Below are 22,014 nucleotides of genomic sequence, written 5' to 3'. Positions count from 1 at the left end.
ATGGAAGGACATACTATGAAAAAACACTCAAAAGGAGGGGGCAGTACATGAAGGTAGATGACAAAGAAAGAAATCAGCTCAGCCAGGCAATCGATCAACTATCGGAAGGCCTTGATACGGTTATTGAACTCTATAATGAATCAGTCGAAGATAAACCTTTGCTGCAACTGACGGAAGAAAATGAAGGACTTTTGGGCAAAGCGGTCATTAAATATGGTAAAGAAGAAGTGAATGGAAAAGTGAACAAAGTGATTGCTGAGCTGTTAGAGTGGCTGCCATTGGATGATGTGAAAGAAAAGGATGAAGAACCTGAAGAATAGGCTGAAATTGATATCATCCACGGCAAAAAGTAGAGAATAGGGTTCTCTACTTTGACATCGGGACAGGGTTGCCATTCTTAATGAAAAGCCAGATGGACTATTTTCTCCACAGGAGCATAAAAAGGAACGTAATGGCACTTATCAGGAACGAAGCTTGGTTCAGTGCATTATCAGAACCGAAGTAGTTTTCAGCAGGGTAATCGGTGACAATGCCGTTTACATTTAATCTCTTTAGGTGGTTTGCAGTTTTTGAGTCGGCTACTGTCCAACTGAAAACATTCAGGTTCTTTTCTTTAGCTTGTTTCATAAAACTTTCAGTTACAAGTGAGGCATTAGGATTGATAAAGGAGGCAAATCCATCAACTGCAAACAAGTCCTCCTCTGAGGCATAATCTGTTGAGGTCCCAACAATTATGCCAGTTGGGATTGAGGGGTTCAATTCATGAAATTCAATAATCGACTGCTTGTTGAATGACTGTACGATGATTTTTGGAGCAGGACCTCCAGGGGTGATTCGTTCAGCTAAGAGCTTTGCGAGCTCCTCTTCAATCTCGGGGTAAATAGAAGGTTTCTTCAATTCAATAAGGATGCCGATTTTTCCTTCATATCGATCCAGTACAGTTTGAAGTGCAGGGACTCTTTCTCCTTGGAATTTAGGGCTGAACCAGCTGCCAGCATCCAGATCGGCTATTTGTTCATAAGTGAGGTTCTTTACCCTGCCAGAGCCATTGGTAGTACGGTCAACGGTCACGTCATGCATGACAATAATCTCGCCATCCTTCGTCATTTGTACATCGAGCTCAATATAGTCGGCTTTCAGGCTGACTGCTTTATCAAATGCAGATAACGTGTTTTCAGGGGCTAATGAAGAGGCTCCGCGGTGGGCGACGATTAATGTGTTATCTTCTTTATCAGCGGCAAAGGATTCGGTTATCCCGTTTAAGAAGCAGAAAACAGAGAAACTGAGCAAAAAAGATAAGAATATCCTAATAATCATTCCTCCTTTCCATTTGTTGATAAAATAGTCCTTTTTAAAGTCTATACCCATGAGAGGAAGGTTTTTACACATATTTTGTATTTAATACAAGATATGCAGAAGTGATAGGGTTGGTCAGCATGAAGACTTAATAATAGCGAAAGAGCTTCCTGATCTGAAATAGTGGTTTTGTTCCGTCTCCTATTAACATAAAAATGAATGAGAGAAGGAGGCGGGCAAATGAGAAAGAAACTGATGGCAAAGCTGGAGGACAGAATCGCATGTTTTGTGGATGGAAAAGGCTCTGATAAGATACAGAGAAAAAATGACTTATTAAACCGAAGAAACGGTGAAATTGTAAAGGTGGAGGGGACAGGTAAAGTTTACCGGATAGAGGCAATTGAAAATGGAAGCCGCGTTGATTATTCCGTCCATATGAAATATTTAATCAAACAAAAAGATCTGATGCATATCGAGGAAGAAGCTGAATGGAGGGAAGCTTTTTTTTATGGTGACGACCTGGTCAGTGACGAAGAAGCAATGGTTCAGTACCCAACTGATGTGCAGCCGGAAATCTCCTTTCGCGAACAGGAGGATGAGCGTTATACTTACCAATATGACAGGCTGAAGGCAGTGCAATATGCCGAAAAATGGTGGAACAGTTATAACCCGGCTTACAAAAAATTTGAGGTCGACTGTACTAACTTTATCTCACAATGCCTTCATGCCGGCAATGGTCCAATGAGGGGATACCCGAACCGGGGGAAAGGGTGGTGGATGAGGAACAATAACTGGAGCTACAGCTGGTCGGTGGCCAATGCCCTCAGGAGGTATTTACCTGCATCTGAGACAGGAGTGAGGGCAAGAGAAGTGAACAGCCCGGATGAACTGAAGCTTGGAGATGTGATCTGCTATGATTTTGAAGGAGACGGCCGATACAATCATAATACGATTGTGACTTCAAAAGATGCATTCGGCATGCCATTGGTGAATGCACATACAACGAACAGCAGACTGAGGTATTGGAGTTATGAAGATTCGACTGCCTATACACCAAATATTAAATATAAGTTCTTTACGATCGTGGATGACCGCTAGAGTGTTGTCCGCGGGAAGGACAGTGGTATAATGTCACTTAGAGTTTATTGATGAGGTGACTGAAAAGTGGGTATACATGTAGTTCTATATCAACCAGAAATTCCGGCAAACACAGGCAATATCGCCAGGACCTGTGCTGCGACTGGTACGACTCTTCATCTGATCAGGCCATTGGGATTTTCCACAGATGATAAAATGCTGCGCAGGGCTGGTCTCGATTACTGGCAGTTTGTAGAAATAGTCTTTTATGATTCGCTTGATGAATTCTTTGAAAAAAATGCTGGCGGAGAGTTCTTCTACTTAACAAAGCATGGCCAGAAAGTCCATTCGGGATATGATTACAGTCAGAAGGATAAAGATTATTACTTTATTTTTGGTAAAGAAACAAACGGGCTCCCGGATGAAATCATCGCCAATAACCAGGACCGCTGCCTGAGAATACCGATGAATGACAATGTCCGTTCACTGAATCTGTCGAATACAGCAGCCATTGTTGTCTACGAGGCGTTGCGCCAGCAGGGTTTTCTGCGTCTTAAATAGGTTTTCTGGATAATCTTTAACCCAGCCTGAATAAAAATAAAGGCATTCAAAAGAATCGAGTCCTCTCGGTTCTTTTTATTTGTAATGGCAATAGGGCAGCCTTAACATAGAGAATAAAATGATAGATGGAGGCTGTAAGAAATGAATTCAACAATTGATACAATCTTATCACATAAATCGGTCAGGAAGTTCACAGATGAAAAGCTCAGTGCGGAACAAATTGAAACCCTGGTCAAAAGTGCACAATCTGCATCCACTTCAAGCATGATACAGGCCTACTCCATAATAGGTATAACTGATTCTGATAAAAAAGCAGAACTTGCTGCCATTGCCGGTAATCAAAGCTATGTCGAGAAAAATGGCCACTTCTTTGTATTCTGTGCTGATCTTTACAGGCATGAAGTGATTGGTGAAAAGGAAAGTGCTGAAGTAATCGAATCCCTGGAAAGCACGGAGAAATTCATGGTGGCACTGATTGATGCCGCGCTTGCTGCCCAAAATGCAAGTGTCGCTGCAGAGTCGATGGGACTGGGAATCTGCTATATTGGCGGAATACGTAACGACCTGAACGCCGTCAGTGATGTCCTCCGCCTTCCTGACAGGGTGATTCCGTTATTCGGGTTGGCTGTGGGAGTTCCGGATGAAGACAACGAAACCAAGCCAAGACTTCCGTTACATCACGTTTATCATGAAAATAAATATGAATCTGACAAAGAAACGATCCACCAGGAGTTAGAAGAATATGACGAAGTGGTATCCAAGTACTATCACGACCGGACCAATGGAAAAAGAAACGATACCTGGTCCTCGCAAATGGGAAGAATGCTGTCTGCCAAAAAGCGGATGTACATGAAAGAGTTTGTTGAAAAGAAGAAATATGATCTGAAGTAAATGGTACAAGAGGCGATTGAGCAATATGAGGACTCTGCAAATACAAAAGCCCTGCCGGCAACCGGCAGGGCTTTTGGGTGTTTGAATCAGTCTTTATTTGTTCCTGGTTTGTTGTTATAGCCTGCAGTGAAGATCGCTGAAAGGAATGCAGCAGTAACGCCTAGAATGATAATTGTACCCATATCTATGTAATCCTCCTTAAGTAGTGATTCGAGTGTTTTTTCCTTCTCTTAGTATAGCCTATTTCCCTGATGATGTGAATGTTAACCCCGATTTTTTTGATGTGATTTTATGACAATTTTTCAAACCCGGCTCACATTTTTTCCAAGAAGCACTTTAGTTAGCATGTTTGTCTGAATGAGGGCATAGAGTATAATAATCGCTCTCAACAAGTGACAGGGGAGGTCCTTTATGGATATTTTAAAAAAGATTGAAGGCTATCGAGTTGAAGAAGAAAAGTTGAAATGGGAAGGCACATTTGCAGATTATCTTGAAATTATTAAAGAGAGACCGATTGTTGCTCAGTCAGCACATTCACGTGTGTTCAATATGATCAAGGATGCAGGGGTAGAAGAGGTTAATGGAAAAAGAAAATACAAGTTTTTCAGCAACCAGCTGTTTGGGCTTGAGGAAGCATTAGAAAGACTGGTGGAGGAATACTTTCACCCGGCTGCCAAAAGGCTGGATGTACGCAAAAGAATTCTTCTGCTGATGGGGCCGGTCAGCGGCGGTAAATCTACATTGGTATCCATGCTTAAGCGGGGACTGGAAGCCTATTCCCGTACTGATCGCGGAGCAATTTATGCGATTAAAGGATGCCCGATGCATGAAGATCCGCTTCACTTGATTCCCCAGCATTTAAGGGAAGATTTCTTTAATGATCATGGAATCAGGATTGAAGGCAATCTATCTCCATTGAATACGATGAGGGTTGAAAAAGAATACAGCGGCAGGATAGAAGATGTTCTGGTCGAGAGAGTGTTCTTTTCAGAAGATAAACGGGTGGGTGTCGGTACTTTCAGTCCATCCGACCCTAAATCGCAGGACATTGCCGACCTGACAGGAAGCATTGATTTCTCTACCATTGCTGAATATGGATCAGAATCCGATCCAAGGGCCTATCGGTTCGATGGTGAATTGAATAAGGCGAACCGCGGATTGATGGAATTCCAGGAGATGCTCAAGTGTGATGAGAAATTCTTGTGGCATTTGCTCTCTCTTACACAAGAGGGTAATTTTAAAGCCGGAAGATTTGCACTTATCTCAGCGGATGAACTGGTGGTTGCCCATACGAATGAAACGGAATACCGTTCATTTATTTCAAATAAGAAGAATGAGGCTCTGCATTCAAGGATTATTGTCATGCCGGTGCCATATAATCTAAAAGTGACCCAGGAAGAAAAAATCTATGAAAAAATGATAAATGAGAGTGATGTATCGGATGTCCATATTGCACCGCACACTTTAAGAGTCGCAGCCATGTTTACCATCCTGACAAGGTTGAAAGAGCCAAAACGAGGAGACATTGACCTTCTTAAGAAAATGAGGCTATATGACGGAAAGAATGTGGAAGGTTTCAATTCTGCTGATGTAGAAGAAATGAAGAAAGAGTACCAGGATGAAGGGATGAGCGGAATTGATCCCCGCTATGTCATTAACAGGATCTCATCAACGATTATCCGAAAAGAGGTTCATTCAATTAATGCCCTTGATGTGCTGAGATCCTTGAAAGAAGGACTGGATCAGCATCCATCCATTACCCAGGAGTTGAGAGAGAAGTATCTCAATTTCATCTCAGTAGCACGGAAAGAATATGATGATATTGCGAAAAAAGAGGTTCAAAAAGCATTCGTCTATTCATATGAAGAATCCGCCAAAACGCTTATGGACAATTACCTGGATAACGTTGAAGCATACTGCAATAAGGCTAAGCTTCGCGATCCTCTGACAGGGGAAGAAATCAATCCTGATGAAAAGTTGATGCGCTCAATTGAGGAGCAAATCGGTATCAGTGAAAACGCCAAGAAGGCTTTCCGCGAAGAAATTCTTATCCGAATTTCAGCTTATGCCCGCAAAGGCAAGAGGTTCGATTATAATTCACATGACCGTTTAAGAGAAGCGATCCAGAAGAAGCTGTTTGCTGACCTTAAAGATGTAGTGAAAATAACGACTTCCTCCAAAACACCGGATGAACAGCAGTTGAAAAAGGTCAATGAAGTTGTGGCGCGCCTGATTGATGAGCACGGGTATAATTCATCATCAGCCAATGACTTATTGAAGTATGTCGGAAGCTTGTTGAATAGATAATGATAGAAAGAGCTGGCAGCCCTGGTAACCGTGGCTGTCAGCTCTCTATTTTTTATCGAAGCAGGATGAGGCATCCGCCCATTTTTCAATTTTTGACTGATTTTACTCATAAGAAGCCTGTCACTTTAATACTTATTTATACACACCTGATTACTCAAGAATTGCAGGCTTGTCCATTTTATAGGTATTCGTACAATTGTCGAAATAATTTGTAAATTTATCGGCGCTTCTGCATAGTATAGAGTAATCAGCAATAGTTTTATCTTTGTTGAATTTCTAATTTTGGCACTCAAGACAGTATATGCAACCAGTTGTATCTTTGTGAAAAAATTAAATAAGGAGGGGAATAGAATGAGTCAAATGGATAATCATCAGTTTGTGATTTCGAAGGAAGACTGGTCCCTCCACCGCAAAGGCTATGATGATCAGCAAAGGCACCAGGAAAAAGTTCAAGATGCCATAAAGAACAATCTGCCAGACTTAATCTCCGAAGAAAATATTATTATGTCAAACGGCCGTGACGTTGTGAAAATTCCAATAAGATCATTAGATGAATACAAAATCCGCTATAATCATGATAAGAACAAACACGTCGGGCAGGGGCAGGGAGACAGTCAGGTTGGAGATGTGGTAGCGAGAGACGGCTCACAGCAAAAAGGTCCTGGGAAAGGCCAAGGTGCAGGGGATCAGGCTGGAGAAGATTACTATGAAGCAGAAGTTTCAATGATGGAAATCGAAGAGGCGCTGTTCAGCCAATTGGAACTGCCCAACTTGAAGAAAAAAGAACAAGATATCCAAACGGTGGAGAATATAGAATTCAATGATATCCGTAAAACTGGATTAATGGGCAACATTGACAAGAAGAAAACGATGATGTCAGCTTTTAAACGAAATGCCATAAGCGGAAAACCAAGCTTTCATCCGATTACGCAGGATGACTTGAAATTCAGGACGTGGAACGAAGTAATGAAACCAGAATCAAAAGCGGTCGTGCTTGCGATGATGGATACGAGCGGATCGATGGGCGTATGGGAAAAGTATATGGCAAGAAGCTTCTTCTTCTGGATGACAAGGTTTCTCAGAACGAAATATGAAACGGTGGAAATCGAATTTATTGCTCACCATACAGAAGCAAGAGTAGTGTCGGAAGAACACTTCTTCTCCAGGGGAGAAAGCGGAGGAACCATTTGTTCTTCAGCCTACAGAAAAGCATTGGAACTGATAGAAACCAAGTATCAGCCTTCAAGATATAATATCTATCCATTCCATTTCTCAGACGGCGACAACTTGACTTCCGACAACGTCCGCTGCGTGAAGCTTGTAGAAGAATTGATGAAAGTATCCAACATGTTCGGCTATGGCGAAGTGAATCAGTATAACCGCCATTCGACTCTGATGAGTGCCTACAAAAACATGAAAGATGAACAATTCAGGTACTTCATCCTTAAACAAAAAGCAGACGTATTCCATGCCATGAAAAGCTTCTTCAAAAACGAAGAAAATAAGATGTACGCTTAAAAGACAGGGAAACCTGTCTTTTATTTTTCCTGAACCTTTAATGCTTTAAATCACTAAGAGGGACAGTCCCTTATGGCGCTTTAAAGGAGTAAAGCGGATAGCCTTGGAGGAGATTTCTTTATCATGGCGAACTTAGTAGGGAATGAAAAATGGGAGGTACATATGATGGAAAGATGGGTAGAGGATTTGTTTTCAAAAGAAGTCTTACAGAAAGCTGCTGAATTTTATGGTGCTGATATTGCAAACGCAAAAAAGCTTGGTGACTTTGAAAACTATGTTTTTGAAATACATAAAAACGACAGGCCCTACATCCTCAGGCTCACGCACAGTTCTCACAGATGCAAAGATCAGGTAGAGGCAGAGCTGGAATGGGTGAATTACCTTCATTCACAAGGTGTCAATGTCTCGCTTGTGAGCCACTCGGAAAACGGTAATATTGTGGAGGAAATCCCTGTGGATGATACTTCTTTCTTTGTTTGCCTGTTCGACAAAGCACCGGGTGAACCTGTCAGTGTTAAATCCGAATGGATGGCCCCTGCACTCTATAAAGAATGGGGCAGGACAATCGGGAAAATGCATAGAGTGACGAAAGACTATCAGGAAGGAGAAACGGCGAGAGAGCACTGGTATGATGATGACCTCCTGAAGAATATGGAAATCTACCTGCCTTCAACAGAAGAGGCAATTGTTAAAGGAGGAAAGGAGCTTGTCAAACAGCTAACCTCGCTGTCAGCAGGAAAAGAGGAATATGGTCTTATCCATTCCGATATCCACTCCGGGAATTTCTTTTATCATGAAGGGGAGGTCCATGTCTTTGATTTTGATGACAGTTCTTATCACTGGTTTGCCAGTGATATCGCAATCCCTCTTTTTTATTCAACGTGGGCAAAGATGAGCGGTGAAAATTTGAATGAACGATCTGGGTTCGGAGAAGAATTTCTCACTCATTTCCTGAAAGGATATTTTGAAGAAAACAGCCTTGGTGATGAGTGGATTAAGAGAATTCCTCTATTTCTCAAGTTGAGGGATTACGTATTGTTCACTGTGTTCAATAAGAAGTTTGATGTTGAGAATTTATCTGCACGAGAGGCAAGTGCCATCAGCGGGATCAAGGAAAGATTGGAGCGTGACGAACTTATGGTCAGCCTTGACTATGAGCAGATTCTAAATAAAGTTAAAGGTGAATAAGCTCTAGATGCGCAGAAAATGTGTTGGTAAATTTGCTTTTTCTTGAAATGCCAGGCTCGTTATAATACGGTATCAGTAGTGCCATTACGATACAGGATGTGAAGATATGCAAAAGAAAATTGGATTTATTGGGAGCGGGAATATGGCCAAGGCCATTCTCGGCGGTTTGCTGTCCTCTGAACTAACGGCAGCGGGTAATATTATTGCAAGTGCTCTTACTGAGAAAACAATAACGGCTATTAACGAAGAATTCAATATTGAAACAACAAGGGATAACAAGAAAGTGGCTGGTTTTGCTGATTATCTATTTCTCGCAGTTAAGCCCGATCAGTATGAAGGAGTAATAGAGGAGATAAAGGACTCGATTCATGAGAATACCATCATCATTACCATAGCGGCAGGAGTGACACTGGATTCGTTAGGTGAACAATTTGGCAAAAGCGTCAAAATAGTGCGCACGATGCCGAATACACCCTCCTTGGTCGGGGAAGGGATGAGCGCACTATGTCCGAACAAAAATGTAACCGAGGAAGAGGTTTCAGCGGTTGTAGAACTGTTCAAAAGCTTTGGAGACGCAGAGATATTAGAGGAAAGCCTGATGGATGCGGTGCCTGCAGTGAGTGGGTCTTCCCCTGCTTATGTCTTCATGTTCATTGAAGCTTTGGCAGATGGAGCCGTTCAGCAGGGGATTCCCCGTGAAAAAGCCTATAAATTGGCATCACAGGCTGTACTGGGAGCTGCAAAAATGGTGTTGGAAACAGGAAGCCATCCCGGAGAGCTTAAGGATGCAGTATGTTCACCAGGCGGGGCAACAATAGAAGCAGTTAATTCTCTTGAAAAAACAGGCTTCCGCGCTTCTGTGATATCTGCAATGGAAAGCTGTTTCAAGAAATCCAAAAACATGATCGACTAAAGAAAGGATTTCCCAATGGAACGTGGTCAGTAATCGAGGGAAAGAACGGAAGAATAAAAATATGAAGGATGACATGGACCTGAATCTCAGCTTCCTTAAAACAAGAAAAACACCGGCAACCGGTGTTTTTTCTATTACATCAGCTTATACTTCACATTCAGTCTTGCCATTATGCCGACTTCCCCGGGCGGTACAGGAGTGGAAGCTTCGGCAGCCAGCACAAATGATTTTCCAGGTTGGGGAATCGAAGGTATGCTGGTTTCTTCAATGATCTCGACAGGCTGGGGATTAAGGTTCATTCCTGCTGATCGGGCAAGCACTTTTGCCTTTCGGAAAGCATCTTCATAAGCCTTTGAAAGTGCCTGCTGATAATAGACGCGAGGTTCCGAAATGGCGAATTGGACTCTTTCAATGATATTAGCACCGCTTTGGACAGCATCGTCGATGACTTTTCCGATTTTATCTATGTCTTTAATTTTCACAGAAAAAACCTGTCTTACTTCATAGCCTTTGAACATCTGTTTCCCGTCCTGGTAATCGTATTGAGGATAAATTTGATAAGTGGATGTCTGAATGTCTTTTTCAGCTATCCCGTTCTGCTTGAATGAATTAAGAATGGCTGTACTGATCTCGTTATTTTCATTTTGTGCAGTAACCAATTCTTTGTCACTGGTGACAACGCCGATCTGCGCTATGGCCATATCCGGCTGTGCATCTACCGTTTTTTCACCCGTGACACTGACGGTCCTGGCATTCTTCATTTCAGAATGATTCCTCATAGGTTGTTGATAATACATCGTCATCACCTAAAAGCATTGGAATGACCTGATTCTTCTTAAATCAGTACCAAAATAGATCCACATGAAACCGTTCCATCTAAACCCTGAAATTGAGCGGCGCCCGATGAATGTTGGGTAGAACCAGAAGGATCTTCCATTCCGCAGCCAGATATACGTATATCGGTATAGACAACCTCTTATTGCACCTGATTCAACTGCGAGTGTACTTGGCCCTTGTGCTCCTTGTGGAGAACCAAGGGATTGTGCTGATGCCTGGGATGGTGTAAAAGACGGAGGAGGACCTGAAGGAGGCTGAGCCTGCCCCTGACCTTGACCCGGCTGTCCAGGAAAACCCTGGCCGCCGCCTGGTGGAAAGGATGGAAAACCTTGCCCCCCTTGGCCGCCTCCTGGAGGAAATCCGGGAAATTGGGAGAATTGACGATAATCGTACATAAACATACCCCTCTCATATATAGTCAATTTCACTATATGCGGAGGGGGAATTATCGGTGCCATTTGTCGAATCAGCTTACTCTTGGAATGCTCTGTTGATTACATTTTTCAAGGTTTGGGCAGAATGGGCAAATTGCTCCGTTTCCTTTTGGTTCAATGGCATCTCAATCACTTTTCTGATACCTTCACGATTGATAATCGCAGGGACGCCGATATAAAGGCCATTTGTGCTGTACTCGCCATCTAACAATGCGGAAACGGTAAGAATGCTGTTTTCATTATTAAAGATAGCTTTTGTGATCCTCACCAGTCCCATCGCGATACCATAGTAAGTGGCACCTTTTCTCTCGATGATATGGTAGGCGGCATCCCTTACATTCACAAAAATCTCATCCAGTTCTTTTTGCGTTTCAGGAGAATCCATATCAATCATCTCACGCAGTGGACTTGCTCCAATGGTGGCATGGCTCCAGACAGGGAATTCAGTATCGCCATGTTCTCCCATTATATAGGCATGGACATTCCTGGCATCAACATCGTAATGGTGCCCCAGAAGATAGCGGAGACGAGCTGTATCAAGGATTGTGCCTGAACCGATTACACGCTCTTTTGGCAGGCCTGAAAAATGCCATGTAGCATAAGTCAATATGTCTACCGGATTTGTTGCAACAAGGAAGATGCCGTCAAACCCGCTTTTCATTACTTCTTCCACAATGTTCTTAAAGATTTTGATATTCTTGTCTACCAGGTCAAGTCTGGTTTCACCAGGCGCCTGGTTAGCTCCGGCGGTAATGACTACAATATCTGCATCAGTGCAGTCACTGTAGTCACCTGCCCAGATTTTCATTGGAGAAGAGAAGGGGAGTCCATGGTTCAAGTCTCTGGCATCGCCATCTGCTTTTTCTTTATTTAAGTCGATTAATACCAGTTCCTGTGCCCCGCCTTGGTTAAGGAGAGCAAAGGCATAACTTGAACCTACAAAACCAGTTCCGATTAATGCGACTTTGTTTTTGTGCTTTGTCATTTTATATCACCCTTATTTTTGGCTTGTTATGTTAGTGATTATTGATTGTGAAGTTTTTCACAATATTAATATATCATAGAAGAATAAAAAAATCATGTGACAAAAATCACTTGAGTTCAAAAACTTTTGCAGGGTGGGGAGAGATAAAGACCATCTGGCCGTGCCCGAAAGCAAATAGCTGGTAAAAAAGCGAGAGATAAAGACCATCTGGCCGTGCCCGAAAGCAAATAGCTGGTAAAAAAGCGAGAGATAAAGACCATCTGGCCGTGCCCGAAAGCAAATAGCTGGTACACAAACGAGAGATAAAAACCATCTAACCGTGCCCGAAAGCAAATAGCTGGTACACAAACGAGAGATAAAAACCATCTAACCGTACCCGAAAGCAAATAGCTGGTAAAAAAGCGAGAGATAAAGACCATCTGGCCGTGCCCGAAAGCAAATAGCTGGTACATAAACGAGAGATAAAGACCATCTAACCATGAACAAAAGCAAATAGATAGCACACAAACGGCGGTAGACATCAATTAAACTGTAAAAAGTGAAGGCATCAGGCGGATGAAGGAACTTAAGCGATGTCAGCAATCCCCATGTATGCAATATGAACAACTCACCCTAAAAGAGAAAAAATTTGACTGATCCATAACAATCATTCCCGCAAATGAAGAAGACGATTCCTGAAAGAAGGGAACCGCCTAATCAGTTTTACATCGTTACTTCTGTATCTGACACCGTTTCTTGTGTCATGCGCTGTTACTTTGCTTTCCTGAAATGCAGCAGGTCATAGATGACGGCCGCATGCCTTTTCCCTCTCAAAATACGTTATAATCTTGTCTAAGAGATTTTAACGCTTTAAAGCGAGAAAAGGGACTGTCCCTCTTAGTGGTTTAAAGCGTTAAAGTATTGGTATATAAAAACAGCCTGGACCGGTGATTTAGGTCCAGGCTGATATCGTTTGAACGTTTGGTTAATGAGGCAGGAATGCCAGCTGATAAAGGAATAAAACAGCGAAAAGGTACACAAGAGGATGAACCTGTTTCCATTGCCCTTTTACCACTTTCAAGAGAGGATAGGAAATGAATCCAAGGGCAATTCCCGTTGCGATACTGGAAGTCAGCGGCATGCTTAGAATGATTAAGAAAGCAGGAAACGCTTCATCAAGCTCACTCCATTTGATATGGGAAATACTTCCCATCATAAGACTTCCAACGATAATCAATGCGGGAGCCGTGATAGCAGATATACCTGACACCGCACTCACCAGCGGGCCAAAGAAAGCAGCCACGATGAATAGAATTGAAACCGTCAAGGATGTTAAGCCGGTTCTTCCTCCTGCAGCGACACCAGCGGATGATTCAATGTAAGCACTTGTCGGGCTTGTTCCAAACATAGAACCGACCGTAGTGGCCACTGAATCGGCAAGCAGGGCTTCTCTTGCACGAGGCATAGACTTTCCTTTCATTAAACCGGCTTGTTCGGCTACACCGATCATTGTTCCGGTTGTATCAAAAATAGTTACTAATAAGAAAGAGAACACGACAGCATAAAGGCTGTGTTGAAATACATCTGCAAAGGCAGTGATTGGGTTTGCTACAATCAAGCCTTCTGGAAGCGAAGGAAGAGAGGTGATTCCTTCAAACTTTAATTCTCCGGTGAAGAACGCAATGATACCAGTGACAATCATCCCTAGGAACAAGGCGCCATTGACTTTGCGAACCATTAGAATCAAAGTAACGGCTAGGCCGATCAGTGCCAAAACAGCTGATGTAGAGTGCAGGTCACCCAGTGCCACAAGGTTTTCGGGATGTGAAGTAATGATTCCTGTCAGGCGCAAACCGATAAAAGCAATGAATAAACCAATTCCGGCGGTTATTCCGTGCTTTAGATTTTCGGGAATCGCTTCAATTAAGTTTTTTCTGAAAGGCGTCAGGGAAAGAATGATAAAGATAATACCGGCAATAAATACAGCTGCAAAAGCTGTTTCATAGGAAATGTTATCATTTGCTCCTACCACCGAATAGGTGAAGTAAGCATTCAGGCCCATCCCGGGAGCGATCGCAATCGGATAGTTAGCAAATAATGCCATCCAAAGTGTTCCGACTATCGCCGAGATGATGGTTGCGGTGAATACCTGTTCAAAGGGGACACCTGCATCGGAAAGAATGACCGGATTGACGATTACAATATAGACCATCGTTAAAAAGGTGGTTATACCTGCAATGACCTCAGTCTTGGCATTGGTGTTGTGCTCTTTTAATTTAAACATGAAGAAACCTCCAAAAAGACGAACGATTTTTAAACACAAATTCTATAATATTCGTTTATGGTTCATTTTTCAAGAGGGTTCTGAAAAACTCTGCATTTTTTTGAACTGAATCACTTCCAAATGAGAGGGTACTTCGATAAGATGGTAAAAACACAAAATGAAAGGATGTTCTGGACATGTATCGTCAGCTCCAAGGGAAACCAATCCATGACCAAATTGACCTGTTGACCAGAACTCTGGTTGCTATGGAAAGCTACAATAATACGGAAGGTGAAAAGAGGAAGGCTGAGCTGATCAAGGAAATCATTCAGGAATTTCCTTATTTTCAGCAGTATCCGGAAAACCTTTGGATTCAGCCCATTCCCGGTGATGAACACAGTCGTTTCAACGTCTTCGCCAAAGTGAATGGAAACTCTGACAAGACACTTCTGTTTCATGCCCACTATGATACTGTAGGCACGGACGATTATGGAATCATAAAGGAGCAGGCTCACGACCCCGATCTTCTGGAAAAGTTCTTTTCGGATTTTGAAGGTGATGAAAAAGTAAAAAAAGATGCCCAGTCAGGCAAGTGGCTGTTTGGAAGAGGTTCGCTTGATATGCAGAGTGGTATCGCCGTCCATTTGGCCAACCTGCTTCATTTTTCAAATGACCCAGGCAGCCTTGATGGAAACCTTCTTTTCCTGTTTAATGCAGATGAGGAAAGTGAACATGCAGGAATGATTGCGGCCATTAATGAACTCTACCGTCTGAAATCGGAAGGGTTACAGTTTCTCGCTGCCATCAATAATGATTTTATTTCCCCAGTCTATGACGGGGACTGCAAACGATATATTTATACAGGGGCCGCCGGGAAACTCCTTCCTTGTTTCTATATAGCGGGCCGGGAAGCCCATGTAGGGGACATACTGACATCCATCGATCCGACAAGGATAGCTTCAAAAATCAATTTGCAGATCAACCAGAACATTGAGCTTCTCGAGGACATAGAAGGAGAATTTGTCCTTCCGCCATCCTGCCTTTATTTTAAAGATAAGAAAACGGTCTATAACGTGCAGACGCCGCTGGAAACGAGAATGTACTTTAATTACTTTGTATACAAAAAGACATCCAAAGAAGTGCTGGAGGAGTTATTGAAAATAGCGGAGGATTCAGTTCAGGAGCTGGAAGTATCCTCCAAAGGTAAATATGAAAAATACCGAAGCCTCCACAACTTTCCTGAACGTGAAGTATCATGGAAGGTGGAAGTCACCACTTTTGAAGATTTTGTTGAACATCTCACCGAAAAAGGCCTGAACCCTGAAAAGGTAATGAAAGAAACGCTCAACAAGATGGCAGGAGAAGACAACCGTGAAATAGCATTTTCGATTGTGGAAGCGCTTCAGCAGCATGATCCTGATAAAACACCGAGAGTCATCCTGTTCTTCGCTCCGCCGTTTCTGCCGCATAACTACTTAAGCAATGAAAATGAATACGGTAAAAAAGTGAATACGGTGTTAAGGGAATGTCTGCAGAAAACTTCTGAAGAAACCGGTGAAGAATTCGAAATCAAGCGGTTTTTCCCTTACCTGGCAGATGGAAGTTTTCTTTCCCTCCATGAAAGCGATGAAGAAATTGAAGCTTTCAAAGATAATATGCCAATGATTGAATCGCTGTATCCGGTACCGATCGACCGCATCCGCGAACTGAACATTCCATCCATCAATATTGGGGTATATGGAAAAGACGGGCATCAGTGGACAGAAAGGGTTTATAAGCCCTATACCTTCTCCACACTCCCGAAAATCATTCAGGGTGTGACCAGAGAACTTCTGAAAATAGAGTAACTTCAAACAGCTGTCAACTATGTTGATGGCTGTTTTTTTATGGAGGCAAGAAAGCTGTCATGCATGAAGAGATGTGTCTAAATATGTCCGTGTTGGCTGGGCAAAGACAGCTCACTGCAGGCGGCGTGGAGTAATATGACCGGAGCAAAAACTACCATTCAAAACTTGGAGCGGTTTTTAAAAAAGAAGCTGAACAATATCAGCTTCTTCTCCACAAATTTATTTAGCCCACGTAATAAGGCTTTTAATATCCAGGCGGTCTGTCTTCCGTGCTTCTTTAACCGGCTTCCCGATTGTAATCAACATGATGGGAATGTAACGGTCGGATACATCGAAATCTTCCATAAGCTTTTGAGGGTTAAAGCCTCCGATCGGGCAGGTATCCCAGCCCTTTGCCTTTGCTGCGAGCATTAACTGCATTGCTGCTAATGAAGCATTGCTGAAGGCAGCATCGCGCGGGTATTGCTCACGCGAGTAAGCACCTTCAATTTGCCCGGCAAGAATATCTTTCAGCTCTGCTGTCATATCCCCTTTTTCAATAGAAGGATCGAAAACCGGATCTATATTTTTATTAGCTTCTAAATCGCCAAGCACTGCAATTACTGCAGAGGCATCAACTATTTGTTGCTGATTGTAGGCGATTGGCAGGAGTTTTTGCTGTGCTTCTTTATTGTGGAACGTCAAAAAATGCCATTGCTGCAAATTCCATGCGGATGGAGCTCTTCCCGCATATTCAAGAACCTCTACTAGTTCATCTGTGGATATTTCAATTTCAGGATCATAGTTTTTCGTTGATCGCCTTTCTGTCATGGCCTTCAGGATGTTTTCCAAGATGTTGTACCCCCTGTTTGAAAATATTGTGAATATGTGGTATCTTTTTGTAAGTTACTTACTTTTAGTAAGTTTGGACATGTACATCTTATTATTGTTGTATCTGTTGGTCAAGTGAAGAAACTTAAGGAAGTGTTTTTTATGAGTAATACAGTACTTTGTCCCCGGTTTCAAGCTGCTTTCAGCTTTCTCGGAAAAAGGTGGGTTGGCATCATTATAAAAGTATTATTTGACAAGCCCTCCCGTTTTAAAGATATTAATGAAAAGATTCCCGGTATCAGCCAAAAAGTATTAACAGAGAGACTGAAGGAGCTGGAAGAGGAAGGGATTATTAAAAGGGTAGTATTTAATGAAAAACCTGTAAGGATAGAGTATTGTTTAACTGAAATGGGAAAAGAGTTAAAACCGGTTCTTGAAGAAGTGCAAATCTGGGCCGCGAAATGGATGAAACAGTGCTAGAAAGGATGTTTTCGTTGCTGGGAAATAAAGAGGAAAAAATTCTCGTCATTGTCATGTTCGCCGTTGCGTTTTTTCTGTTAATTGCTATTATGAGAAAGTTTTTCTTTTAGATTGAATGTTATCATTGGAATTTTTTAAAAGGCTTTGTTAAACAGTGATGTTGTTTTAAATTCCTATTTGGATGGTGTTGAAAGATTTCCGCTCCAGGTGCGCGACTCCGCGGGGCGGGCGGTGAGCCTCCTCAGCTTCGCCTGCGGGGTCTCACCTGTCCCGCTAATCCCGCAGGAGGTCGCACACCTTCCGCTCCAATCAACTGTTGTTTCTATATTCAATGAAACATTGAGGTCTTGAATTAAGAAGCTTATATACTCCAATAAAAAGGTTAAAGAATGCCATCCATGATTTTATAGGCTATATCTTGGTGTATAAGGGAATCGCAAGCCTTGCTGTCACACACTCGCTGAAATACGCCAAAAACGCAGCTGTCATTCTTGCCATTTTCTCCATCCTTGAAATCTTCGGATTCTCAAATATCAACCTAAATGAGTTGAACCAAAATATCACTTTAGAGATATTGGTGGTAGGAATTGTGTCGATTATTTCCTTGTTTTTTCATCTTAATTTGCTGTCGGGCCTCCTTCAATTGGTGAACGAGAGTATCAATCAGGAACAATACAGGTCCTTAGCGAAATTCAAGACATTCTATACAATTTTCAACTTAATGGTGATTTTCAGTTTCCCAACAGCCCTGGTATTCAGGGAAATGTTTATGATGTTCCTTATTGCCATCGTTGTCGCTGGACTAATTGTTCAAATTGTCTATATTGTAAAAATAAATTCATTCAAAGGGTACACTCCAAAAGGAGAACATACTTCTTAAAGGGCTTCTTTTCGCATAAGTTAGTACAAGGTATTGTCGTGATTTTAGCCAGGCATACGACAACGGCCTAATACTTTATATGGGTGAGGAAACCGGATGTGGAAAGAATTTAAGGAGTTTATGTCAAGAGGAAATGTGTTTGACCTTGCAGTGGCGGTGATGATCGGTGCTGCTTTTGGAAAGATCGTTGAGTCTCTTGTGCAAGATATGATGATCCCCTTTTTGGGCATTCTTTTCGGAGGAGTGAATTTCGCCGGGTTAAGTTATCCCATCGGTGAAGAGGTTGTACGGTATGGAGCTTTTATACAAACCCTTGTCGACTTCTTTTTGATGGCATTCTCAATCTTCTTGATGATAAAAATCTTTAACAAACTCCGCAGAAAAGGAAAAGCGATTGAAATCAAACCGACGACCAATCTTGATGTCTTAATGGAAATAAGGGACTTGCTGAAGAAAATTCCTGTAGAAGATGAAAATGAAAATTACCGCTGGGGATATCCACCGGAAAGAAGACGGACAACAATACGCTTTAAGAAAAGAGACTGATACAGAGGGATACTTTGTGCCGGTCTTGTTTTTTTATAAAATTTGCAGATTGAAAATTAGGTTGCCTGTTGAGGCTTACCGGGGGCTTGCGCTTTTTTGTGCAATCCAGCTCCAGCGCCTAGCCCCTCGGGTCATAAGCCGATCCGTCAAGAAGGTTAAGAGCAACCTTCTCGCCGGCTCGTCTTATGCCTGTCGGGGCTGAACAAGGCGCTTCCGCTTTTTTGTGCAATCCAGCTCCAGCGCCTAGCCCCTCGGGTCATAAGCCGATCCGTCAAGAAGGTTAAAGAGCAACCTTCTCGCCGGCTCGTCTTATGCCTGTCGGGGCTGAACAAGGCGCTTCCGCTTTTTTGTGTAATCCAGCTCCAGCGCCTAGCCCCTCGGGTCATAAGCCAATCCGTCAAGAAGGTTAAAGAGCAACCTTCTCGCCGGCTCGTCTTATGCCTGTCGGGGCTGAACAAGGCGCTTCCGCTTTTTTGTGTAATCCAGCTCCAGCGCCTAGCCCCTCGGGTCATAAGCCAATCCGTCAAGAAGGTTAAAGAGCAACCTTCTCGCCGGCTCGTCTTATGCCTGTCGGGGCTGAACAAGGCGCTTCCGCTTTTTTGTGCAATCCAGCTCCAGCGCCCCAACGGCTAGCGTACTGCCCGTCCCCTCCTTGCGATAAGTCATCATCGAATCGCTTTGCTCTTCGTGATTCCTTTATCTCATGCGGGGCCGGTACAGTCCGTACGCCGCTGAACGGGGAGCTTGCGCTTTTTATGTTGTCATCGTTGAACTTTTCTGATAATATAATCTTCTGCTCCAAAAACGCCTACATAATTGTCAACTTTCTCCATTGCGGCTGAAAACACATGGAAAGGAGAAAACGATGACGAACGAAACACAAAACCACCCCGAATTATCAAAGGAAAAAGACAGACTTGAGTTTACCAAACGCTACATTGACGTTGTCATTCAAACCGCCCAAACAAGCAAAGACAAGTTCAAAGAGAATATCGAAAGTGCATTCGGTGATGTTGACTGGCTGGAATCATCTGCAGCCTATATCGATATTTTGACGAATGCCAGCTTTTTCGAAATGTCAAAGGAAGAACTGGAAGCGCTGCAAAAGGCCAAGAAGAAACCGTATTTTGCCAGAATTGATTTCAAACACGACGAATCACCTGAAGAGGAAAAGCATTATATCGGCAAAACGTCTTTATACCAGCGCGAGAATCAGGAACAAATCATAGTTGACTGGCGCTCGCCGATAGCCAATCTCTATTACGAGGGCAGAATCGGTGAGGTATCTTACGAAGCGGAAGATGAAACCTATCACGGCAACCTCTCCCTGAAAAGGCAGTACATGATTGAAGAGGGAAGCCTTGAAGAAATCCGTGATATTGATTTGACGACCACCGATGAACTGCTTCAAGAATCGCTATCCAAAAGTTCCAGCAACCGTTTGACAGAGATTATATCGACGATACAAGAAGAACAAAACAGGATCATCCGTGCCGACCTGAATAAGCCGATTATCGTCCAAGGGGCGGCAGGAAGCGGTAAGACAACGATTGCACTTCACAGAATTTCCTATTTTATCTATAACTATAAACAGCATTTTGATCCAAGGCAGCTGATGATTTTGGCGCCAAGCAGATTGTTCATTGATTATATTTCTGAAGCCCTCCCTGAACTTGGGGTCGAAAAAGTCCGACAGTCGACATTCAGTGATTATGTGATGACATGCCTGGAAAAGGAATTGAAGCTGGCAGACGACAATAAACTGATCCGATTGATAGAAAAAACGGACGATGAAGCAAAACAGGCTGCCTGGATCTCGGGCTGGAAAGGCTCCAGGGATTTCAGAAAGATTTTAGATGCCTATATCGCCGATATTGAAAGCCGGTTTTATCCGACAGAGGATTTCGTGGTAGACAAATACAGGCTTTTTTCTGCCAAAAAATTCACTTCTCTTTTAAAAGAAGATTATACCTACATGCCCCTTTATCGAAGGGTTGAGAAGTTAAAACAGCTGTTGCAGAGCTACGTTCGTACCAATAAAAAGATGATGGTTGAAAAGGTAGAAAAGTTTTTTGATGAGAAAATTGAAAAAGCTCTCTATCATAAAAAATATGCCGCCAACCGCAAAGAGTATATTTCTCAGGCACTGGATAAAAAGGCAGCAAGGATGAAGGAAGTCCAGAAAGCCATTCGTACTGGTGCATCACAATATATGAAGCAATTCGAAAAGAAGTCGCTCCTTCAGTATTATGAAGAGTTGTTTTCTGACTGGGATAAGCTTTCTGAGTATAGTGAAGCCCGTCTTTCAGAAGCGGAAGCCAGAGAGATTTGTGAGTACACATTGAAAAGGTTGAAAAAGAAAACGTTTGAAATGGAAGACCTTGCGCCGCTTCTTTATCTGCAAACATCCCTCTTCGGAATAGACTCTTTCTATAAAGCGAAAAATATAGTCATAGACGAGGCCCAGGATTACAGCTATCTGCAGCTTTATTCCTTGAAAACGGCCTTGCAGACAGATATGTTTACGCTCGTCGGCGATCTGGCACAAGGAATCCATTCCTATCGGGGGCTCGATTCGTGGGAGTTGGTCTATAAAGATATCTTTCCGAGGGCGACGTATACAGAACTGCAAAAAAGCTACCGGACAACAATCGAAATTATGGAGGAGGCTAACAAACTATTAAAAAAGCTTCCTTACGATTTTCCACAAGTCAATCCAGTCGTTCGACATGGGGATAAACCCGAATTTTATGGTTATGAAAATGAAGGAGAGCTGACACGTGAGCTCTCAGACTTGATTGCTGTGTTAAGGGGGGAAGAAGACTTCCAAACGTTCGCGGTAATCGGAAAAACGATGAAAGACTGCGAGCGGATTGCCGGGCTGTTGGAGTCTCAATTTCCAGGCGGCGTCAAGCTTCTTGCCGAACAGGAAAGCATACCGAAAGATAAGATCGTTGTCGTTCCTTCTTATCTATCAAAGGGGCTGGAGTTTGACGTGGTCATTATTGCCTCGATAGATGAGAAATATAGTCATGCCAATGAGCTTGATATCAAACTGCTCTATGTCGGGATGACAAGGCCGCTGCACAGGTTGTACTTCTTCGGAAAAAATAAAGCTGATTTCCTTCTGGAATAATCTTTTTCAAGGCTCTTCACTCTATTTTTGAGCAGAAGAGCCTTTATTTTAGCGTTAAATCAAGAA

At 42.7% G+C, this 22,014-nt stretch carries 18 protein-coding genes and 1 pseudogene; 13 read left to right on the top strand and 6 right to left on the bottom strand.

Features of this window, described 5'->3' with window-relative positions; translation table 11 throughout:
• The first annotated feature begins 47 nt into the window (after positions 1–47).
• Complete coding sequence (locus M1E09_RS16960; protein ID WP_456272016.1) at positions 48–320, top strand: hypothetical protein; 273 nt, start codon at positions 48–50, stop codon at positions 318–320.
• 97 nt (positions 321–417) lie between these two features.
• Here M1E09_RS16960 and M1E09_RS16955 read toward each other — a convergent pair whose 3' ends face one another.
• Positions 418–1,317: a glycerophosphodiester phosphodiesterase gene (locus M1E09_RS16955; RefSeq protein WP_456272015.1), complete on the bottom strand. Its 900-nt coding sequence runs from the start codon at positions 1,315–1,317 to the stop codon at positions 418–420.
• A 219-nt stretch (positions 1,318–1,536) separates the two neighbouring features.
• Here M1E09_RS16955 and M1E09_RS16950 point away from each other — a divergent pair, with 219 nt between their 5' ends.
• From M1E09_RS16950 to proC, 7 genes are all read left to right on the top strand, one after another.
• Entirely contained in the window at positions 1,537–2,394 is an 858-nt protein-coding gene (locus M1E09_RS16950; protein ID WP_456272014.1) for an amidase domain-containing protein, read from the top strand.
• A gap of 66 nt (positions 2,395–2,460) precedes the next feature.
• Complete coding sequence (gene trmL, locus M1E09_RS16945) at positions 2,461–2,934, top strand: tRNA (uridine(34)/cytosine(34)/5-carboxymethylaminomethyluridine(34)-2'-O)-methyltransferase TrmL (protein WP_456272013.1); 474 nt, start codon at positions 2,461–2,463, stop codon at positions 2,932–2,934.
• A 141-nt stretch (positions 2,935–3,075) separates the two neighbouring features.
• On the top strand, positions 3,076–3,825 hold the full coding sequence (gene nfsA / locus M1E09_RS16940; protein ID WP_456272012.1) for an oxygen-insensitive NADPH nitroreductase: 750 nt from the start codon (positions 3,076–3,078) through the stop codon (positions 3,823–3,825).
• A 411-nt stretch (positions 3,826–4,236) separates the two neighbouring features.
• On the top strand, positions 4,237–6,132 hold the full coding sequence (locus tag M1E09_RS16935) for a PrkA family serine protein kinase (protein WP_456272011.1): 1,896 nt from the start codon (positions 4,237–4,239) through the stop codon (positions 6,130–6,132).
• Positions 6,133–6,483: 351 nt separating this feature from the next.
• Complete coding sequence (gene yhbH / locus M1E09_RS16930; protein ID WP_456272010.1) at positions 6,484–7,650, top strand: sporulation protein YhbH; 1,167 nt, start codon at positions 6,484–6,486, stop codon at positions 7,648–7,650.
• A gap of 123 nt (positions 7,651–7,773) precedes the next feature.
• The gene (locus M1E09_RS16925; RefSeq protein ID WP_456272009.1) at positions 7,774–8,838 is read left to right on the top strand and encodes a phosphotransferase enzyme family protein; all 1,065 of its coding nucleotides are present in this window, start codon (positions 7,774–7,776) and stop codon (positions 8,836–8,838) included.
• A 106-nt stretch (positions 8,839–8,944) separates the two neighbouring features.
• Entirely contained in the window at positions 8,945–9,751 is an 807-nt protein-coding gene (gene proC / locus M1E09_RS16920) for a pyrroline-5-carboxylate reductase (protein ID WP_456272008.1), read from the top strand.
• Positions 9,752–9,885: 134 nt separating this feature from the next.
• On the opposite strand, the gene M1E09_RS16915 is transcribed toward proC, so the two are convergent.
• From M1E09_RS16915 to M1E09_RS16900, 4 genes are all read right to left on the bottom strand, one after another.
• The gene (locus tag M1E09_RS16915) at positions 9,886–10,548 is read right to left on the bottom strand and encodes an SIMPL domain-containing protein (RefSeq protein WP_456272007.1); all 663 of its coding nucleotides are present in this window, start codon (positions 10,546–10,548) and stop codon (positions 9,886–9,888) included.
• A gap of 9 nt (positions 10,549–10,557) precedes the next feature.
• A complete protein-coding gene (locus M1E09_RS16910) occupies positions 10,558–10,989 on the bottom strand; it encodes a transporter (protein ID WP_456272006.1) in 432 nt (143 codons plus the stop codon).
• A 70-nt stretch (positions 10,990–11,059) separates the two neighbouring features.
• The gene (locus M1E09_RS16905) at positions 11,060–12,007 is read right to left on the bottom strand and encodes an L-lactate dehydrogenase (RefSeq protein ID WP_456272005.1); all 948 of its coding nucleotides are present in this window, start codon (positions 12,005–12,007) and stop codon (positions 11,060–11,062) included.
• A 964-nt stretch (positions 12,008–12,971) separates the two neighbouring features.
• The gene (locus tag M1E09_RS16900; RefSeq protein WP_456272004.1) at positions 12,972–14,270 is read right to left on the bottom strand and encodes an NCS2 family permease; all 1,299 of its coding nucleotides are present in this window, start codon (positions 14,268–14,270) and stop codon (positions 12,972–12,974) included.
• A gap of 176 nt (positions 14,271–14,446) precedes the next feature.
• Between M1E09_RS16900 and M1E09_RS16895 the strand changes: the two genes are divergently transcribed.
• A complete protein-coding gene (locus M1E09_RS16895) occupies positions 14,447–16,096 on the top strand; it encodes a M20/M25/M40 family metallo-hydrolase (protein WP_456272003.1) in 1,650 nt (549 codons plus the stop codon).
• Positions 16,097–16,315: 219 nt separating this feature from the next.
• Here the strand turns inward: M1E09_RS16895 and M1E09_RS16890 are convergent, their stop codons facing one another.
• Complete coding sequence (locus M1E09_RS16890; protein WP_456275024.1) at positions 16,316–16,906, bottom strand: nitroreductase family protein; 591 nt, start codon at positions 16,904–16,906, stop codon at positions 16,316–16,318.
• Positions 16,907–17,068: 162 nt separating this feature from the next.
• Here M1E09_RS16890 and M1E09_RS16885 point away from each other — a divergent pair, with 162 nt between their 5' ends.
• The 4 genes and pseudogenes from M1E09_RS16885 (at position 17,069) to helD (ending at position 21,948) form a co-directional block, all read left to right on the top strand.
• Positions 17,069–17,386, top strand: coding sequence for a winged helix-turn-helix transcriptional regulator (locus tag M1E09_RS16885; RefSeq protein WP_456272002.1), 318 nt, complete (start codon positions 17,069–17,071; stop codon positions 17,384–17,386).
• A gap of 421 nt (positions 17,387–17,807) precedes the next feature.
• Positions 17,808–18,266, top strand: coding sequence for a hypothetical protein (locus M1E09_RS16880; protein ID WP_456272001.1), 459 nt, complete (start codon positions 17,808–17,810; stop codon positions 18,264–18,266).
• A gap of 96 nt (positions 18,267–18,362) precedes the next feature.
• Positions 18,363–18,722, top strand: a pseudogene (mscL, locus tag M1E09_RS16875) (large conductance mechanosensitive channel protein MscL); the annotation flags it as partial.
• A gap of 955 nt (positions 18,723–19,677) precedes the next feature.
• Positions 19,678–21,948, top strand: coding sequence for an RNA polymerase recycling motor HelD (gene helD, locus M1E09_RS16870; RefSeq protein WP_456272000.1), 2,271 nt, complete (start codon positions 19,678–19,680; stop codon positions 21,946–21,948).
• Positions 21,949–22,014: the final 66 nt, after the last annotated feature.

Source organism: Bacillus sp. AK031 (assembly GCF_053903065.1).
Note: the sequence above shows the minus strand (reverse complement) of the source record. Positions and strands in the feature narration are given on the sequence as shown.

Bases quoted from the DNA above. Each gene is read 5' to 3' on its own strand.
- M1E09_RS16960 (WP_456272016.1), top strand. From the start codon at position 48: ATGAAGGTAGATGACAAAGAAAGAAATCAGCTCAGCCAGGCAATCGAT.
- M1E09_RS16955 (WP_456272015.1), bottom strand. From the start codon at position 1,317: ATGATTATTAGGATATTCTTATCTTTTTTGCTCAGTTTCTCTGTTTTC.
- M1E09_RS16950 (WP_456272014.1), top strand. From the start codon at position 1,537: ATGAGAAAGAAACTGATGGCAAAGCTGGAGGACAGAATCGCATGTTTT.
- nfsA (WP_456272012.1), top strand. From the start codon at position 3,076: ATGAATTCAACAATTGATACAATCTTATCACATAAATCGGTCAGGAAG.
- M1E09_RS16935 (WP_456272011.1), top strand. From the start codon at position 4,237: ATGGATATTTTAAAAAAGATTGAAGGCTATCGAGTTGAAGAAGAAAAG.
- yhbH (WP_456272010.1), top strand. From the start codon at position 6,484: ATGAGTCAAATGGATAATCATCAGTTTGTGATTTCGAAGGAAGACTGG.
- M1E09_RS16925 (WP_456272009.1), top strand. From the start codon at position 7,774: ATGGCGAACTTAGTAGGGAATGAAAAATGGGAGGTACATATGATGGAA.
- proC (WP_456272008.1), top strand. From the start codon at position 8,945: ATGCAAAAGAAAATTGGATTTATTGGGAGCGGGAATATGGCCAAGGCC.
- M1E09_RS16915 (WP_456272007.1), bottom strand. From the start codon at position 10,548: ATGTATTATCAACAACCTATGAGGAATCATTCTGAAATGAAGAATGCC.
- M1E09_RS16910 (WP_456272006.1), bottom strand. From the start codon at position 10,989: ATGTTTATGTACGATTATCGTCAATTCTCCCAATTTCCCGGATTTCCT.
- M1E09_RS16905 (WP_456272005.1), bottom strand. From the start codon at position 12,007: ATGACAAAGCACAAAAACAAAGTCGCATTAATCGGAACTGGTTTTGTA.
- M1E09_RS16900 (WP_456272004.1), bottom strand. From the start codon at position 14,270: ATGTTTAAATTAAAAGAGCACAACACCAATGCCAAGACTGAGGTCATT.
- M1E09_RS16895 (WP_456272003.1), top strand. From the start codon at position 14,447: ATGTATCGTCAGCTCCAAGGGAAACCAATCCATGACCAAATTGACCTG.
- M1E09_RS16890 (WP_456275024.1), bottom strand. From the start codon at position 16,906: ATGACAGAAAGGCGATCAACGAAAAACTATGATCCTGAAATTGAAATA.
- M1E09_RS16885 (WP_456272002.1), top strand. From the start codon at position 17,069: ATGAGTAATACAGTACTTTGTCCCCGGTTTCAAGCTGCTTTCAGCTTT.
- helD (WP_456272000.1), top strand. From the start codon at position 19,678: ATGACGAACGAAACACAAAACCACCCCGAATTATCAAAGGAAAAAGAC.